3 protein-coding genes are annotated in these 5198 nt (G+C 18.9%); 2 read left to right on the top strand and 1 reads right to left on the bottom strand.

The window, feature by feature from the left end; genetic code table 11:
- The first annotated feature begins 786 nt into the window (after positions 1–786).
- Both trfA and GJU04_RS02255 read left to right on the top strand, forming a co-directional pair.
- On the top strand, positions 787–1644 hold the full coding sequence (trfA, locus tag GJU04_RS02260; protein ID WP_168893288.1) for a plasmid replication initiator TrfA: 858 nt from the start codon (positions 787–789) through the stop codon (positions 1642–1644).
- Positions 1645–1706: 62 nt separating this feature from the next.
- On the top strand, positions 1707–2393 hold the full coding sequence (locus tag GJU04_RS02255; RefSeq protein ID WP_168893287.1) for a prephenate dehydratase domain-containing protein: 687 nt from the start codon (positions 1707–1709) through the stop codon (positions 2391–2393).
- 27 nt (positions 2394–2420) lie between these two features.
- Here the strand turns inward: GJU04_RS02255 and GJU04_RS02250 are convergent, their stop codons facing one another.
- Entirely contained in the window at positions 2421–5198 is a 2778-nt protein-coding gene (locus GJU04_RS02250; RefSeq protein WP_168893289.1) for an inverse autotransporter beta domain-containing protein, read from the bottom strand.

Here is a 5198-nt window from a genome sequence, read left to right as displayed (position 1 = left end):
TCTATTTCAATTTATCTTTTTATTAAAAGTAATGTTTGTGTTTTTTAAATTATATCTCTTTTTTTTTTTTTTTAAATATATAAATAAAATTATGTTTTTTGGTAATATACAAAAGATTAAAAAAGATTATATTTTTTTTTTGTAAGTGTCTAATATATAAATAAAATTATGTTTTTTGGTAATATACAAAAGATTAAAAAAGATTATATTTTTTTTTTGTAAGTGTCTTTTTTACATATCAAAACTACTTGCTATCCCGAGTTTTACTACCTGTTATCCCGAGTTTTACTACCTGTTATCCCGAGTTTTACTACCTGCTATCCCGAGTTTACTACCTGCTATCCCGAGTTTTACTACCTGTTATCCCGAGTTACTACCTGCTATCCCGAGTTGCTACCTGCTTTTCTTAAAACTATTTTTATTATTCTCTTTACCTATTTTTATTCTAATATTTTTTTTAAAAAAAATATTTGACATTTTTAAATAAAATATTATTATAGAATTAATTTATTGTAGTTTAAAAATAAATTTTTTTTTATATATTCACAAATATGAAATATTTTTATATTTTCATTTATACATTATTATAATATTATTAAATAATATGTTCTAATAAAAAAAGAAACATAATTAGTTATTTGTATACTCAGTATAAATATATAGTATTATATAAATAAAAACTAAAATTAAGTAATTTAAAATTTTTATTTTATAAATAAATTAATTTACTTTATTTTATCTCTATTCTTTTTTAGATATAGATATATAAACCTTATTATAATTTAAATGCGTAAAAAATTGCTTTATGATAGAATTAATTTATTAATTAAAAAAAGTAATATTTTAGAAAAAGAAAAAAAAAAATCAGAAATGTTTTTTTATAATTCTATTAAATATATAAAAAACAAAAATATTAATATAAAAAAATATTTTCCTAATATTTCAAAAAATAAAAGAGCTATCCCTAATATTATATTACGTAGCTCTCTTTTTGGAATAGTAAGGAAGGGGCAGAGAGCGTATGAAAAAAATATTTTAAAAACATCATTAAATGGTTTCTTTATACGTTTTACAGGAGAAAATTTAGATCAATCTGATTTAGATGTTTGGTTAGAATGTCTATATTTATTTACACAAGTCCCCTTAGGGGAAAAAGTAGTTTTTTCTACTTATTCTTTTCTAAAATCAATAGATAGAAAAACAGGTAAAAAAGATTATGAATGGTTAAAATCATCTTTAATAAGATTATCTATCTGTACTATAGAAATAAATTATAAAGACTGTTTTTATATAGGTCATTTATTACATGAATGGTATAGGAATGATAAGACAAAAAAAAATATTATTTTTTTAAATAAAAATATAGTATCTTTTTTTATAGATTCTATGTGGACTTTAATTTCTTTAAAGGAACGGAAAAAATTAAAAGGTAAACAATTATCTCAATGGATTCATTGTTTTTATTGCTCACATCATTCTCCTTTATTTTATAAAGTTATTACTTTAAAAAAATTATGTGGAAGTAATACTATTATATTATGGAAATTTAGGCAAATTTTAAAAAAATCCTTATATGAAGTTTCTTTAGCAACTGGCTGGGAATGTTGGATTGATAATAAAGATATTGTTCATATTATTAAATAATAATACATATTTTTAAAAGTGTTATACTAAATTAAATCTATTAATTAATTTATTTATAAAAAATGTTAAAAATAATTAAAAAAAATATTTATAATTATAAACAAAATATCATTGTAAATGATAAAATAAATAATTTTATAAAAAAAAAAAAAAAAATTCAAAATAATTTTTTAGAAAAAAAATATTATAAAAGTATTGCTTTTTTAGGACCTATTGGAAGCTATTCACATTTAGCTACATTATTTTATATAAAAAAAAATTTTTCTAAAAAAACTTTTATTAATATAAGTTGTCATAATTTTACAGAAATTTTTTTTTATATCAAAAATGAATTAATTAATTTAGCTATAGTACCAATATATAATAATTATACTGGATTAATTAAAGAAGTATCTTTTTTATTAAAAAAAAATTCTTTTTTATTAATAAAAAAAAATTTTGTATTGCCAATCCATCATTGTTTAGTTTCTTCTAAAAAAAATATAGTTTTAAATAAAATAGAGAAAATTTTTAGTCATGAAGAACCATTAAAACAATGTAGTATTTTTATTAAAAAATATCCATGGAAATTAAAATATTGTTCAAGTTCTTCATTAGCAATGAAATTAATTAAACTTAAGCAATCTAAAAAATTAGCAGCCATAGGTAATAAAATAGCTGCAAAAATACATCATTTATATATATTAAAAAATAAAATATCTAATATTGTAAATAATGAAACTAATTTTCTAGTTTTAGAAAAATTTTAATATAAAGCATCTTTAAAATAAATTAAGCTATTTATCTTGGACGCAAAAAAAAGAAAAGATATTACCAGTAATTCCCTGATCTATATCCCCATTTAAAAAATTAATATGAAAATGTAATGGATCTCTAAAATACATATTAATAATAGGTGTTGATGTCCACATTAAATTAAATCTATCAACTATAGGCCATCCATAATTACTAAGTAAATCATTACCTGAATGAATATTATAAAATTCTAATAATTCAGATTTTGTTGGTAATCGAGCATTTTGTGATTTACAATATGATTCTGCATTATACCAATTAAATTTTGACCAATCTTCATTTAAATAATTATTTACTTGATCTCCTAATCGTTCTGAACTTAAAATAGGTCTTTTAAACCTGATACCATTAACAAATAAAAATTCAGTCATATGTCCATACATTCTAGCACGAGAAGTATTTGGGCTTGTAGATACTGTAAAAATTAAATCAACTTTCTTCGTAATATAATTATTTGCACTAATTGCAAGAGTCGTACGGACCCCAATACCATGGGGGTCAGATATTTCAAGTTTTAATTCTCCATTTATATCTGTTGTAAATAAAAAATTATCATTATCATAGGTTTTTTGATTTGTAAGATCTTCAATATGTATTTTACCACTATCTCTTCTAATATCTCCTTGCCTATCTCTAGCAATAACATTTCTTATTTTAATATTAGAAAATTTAAATCTTTTACCATGTTTGTCATAAACTGTTATTAAAAATTTAATTGGTTTACTAACTTTTGTAATAAGAATTTGAGGGGTAGTTTTTAATACCATATTATCTACTGAAGGCTGAATAAAATTAATTGTAGCTCCTAAATTTGGATTAATTACATTATCAATTTTCACTCTTAATAAAACTTCCCCAGCAGATGAGCTAGTTATTAATGCAGAATATGTCCCTTTAGGAGATTCAATTATAGGACCAAAATGTATATTATGTTTATCTGCTAAATTAGCCTGTTCTACTATAAAATGTATATTTTTTATATCTGTTAATAATTCATTATTGTTATCTCGAGCTTCAAAAACTATTTTTGCTTTTTCAGAATTAACTAATATTTTTTGGGGGAAAACATTTAGAGTAGAAAAATTTTTATTTACTAAAGGATATAAAGTTTTTATTTTAACAGATGATACATCTTTATTACCTAACATATCATAAGCAATAACTTTTAATATTAAAGTATTATTTTTAATATTTTCAAAATCATAACTAGGCATATTTATAATATAATCATGATTATATAATTTAATTGAACCTCCTTGTTTTAAAAAAATATTTTTAATTCTAAAAAATATATTTTTAATCTTATGAACAGAATCAACCTTTAATCCTAGAAAATGTTCACTTTTAGGAAAACCAACAATTTTTTTTTTTGTAAATAATTTAATTAAATATTTTTTTCTATATTTTAAATATATATTATTATTTCTATTCACAAAATCATATTTATGATCATAAGATGATGAAAAAATATCATTAATTTTTGTATTAAAATGATTATATAACGAAGAATTTAAATTAAAATTAATATTTATTCCAAATTGGAAATTACTCTCTCCTAGAGAAGTTTGAAATCTTTGTATAATAAAATTTAGAAAAGGTATAGGATTATAATTAATTGCAAAGGAAAAAATAGATGGTGAAGATAATTTTTTATAATTATTATCATTATTTTCTTTTTTAAATCCTATGTTTCCAAAATATTTTGAATAATTAAAATTAAATATTAGTTCTGGTATTTTAGGTAAATATCCTTCTATTCTAAAATCCCATCCAGTAGCTGGTCTTGAAAAAAATTCATCATCGTTTAAATAATTTAAATTATTTTTTTCCTGATTTAAAATTTTTGAATGCCACCATCTACTTAACCCATAATATATATTAAAATTAAATTTTACAAACTCTTTCCAAAATTCCCCACCTAACCCTATTCTTGTATTTTCTAATGAAATATCATAATCTAAAAAACTATTTAGTCCTAATAAATAATTATTATCAATAGATATTTTTCTTACTCCTAACCCTAGGTTATTTTGTATTCTATCATCAGTTTTATGTATATTATTTTGTATAAATACAATATAATTTTCATTTTCTATAATAGGTAATAATAAATCAGCTTCAGAATTATTTAAATTTAAATTTTCATCTAAGTTAATTTTTATTGAGGTTTTTCCATTAATTTCAAATTTATTAAGTATTTTATAAATACCTAGTTGTATTTTATTATTTATTTCACTATTAAATATATTTAGTAAATTTGATTTAATATTTTCTATAAAAATTTCTTTATTAGAATAATTATTAGAAATATTTTTTTTAATTAATAAATAATAATAAAAAAGATTATTCTTATAATTTATATTAGATTCCTCTTCTGAGGGAGAGGATTTATTTAAATTATAATTATTTAAATAATTATTTTTATTAGAATTTTTTTTTATATTATTCCAAAAAATTTCGTATTTTTCTAAAGGTTTATTAAAAATAATATTATTTTTAATAAAAAGAAATTTTTTTAATAATTTTTTTATATTTTTTTTATTAAAAATATTAACATATGTATTTTTTTTTTTTAAAAGAAAAAGAAAATATTGTTTTTTTATTTTTTCTAAAATATTTATTTTTATTTTTAGTTCATTAATATTTTTATTATTTTTTGCTAATAAAAAATTACTATAAAATGAATAATATATTATGGAAAAGATTATTAATATTGTTTTTAATTTATTTATAATTTTCAAAAAAAAAAATTTTTTCAT

The organism is Enterobacteriaceae endosymbiont of Donacia marginata, from assembly GCF_012567685.1.
GTDB lineage: Bacteria > Pseudomonadota > Gammaproteobacteria > Enterobacterales > Enterobacteriaceae.
The sequence above is the reverse complement of the archived record's forward strand: the minus strand, read 5'-3'. Positions and strand labels throughout refer to the sequence as shown.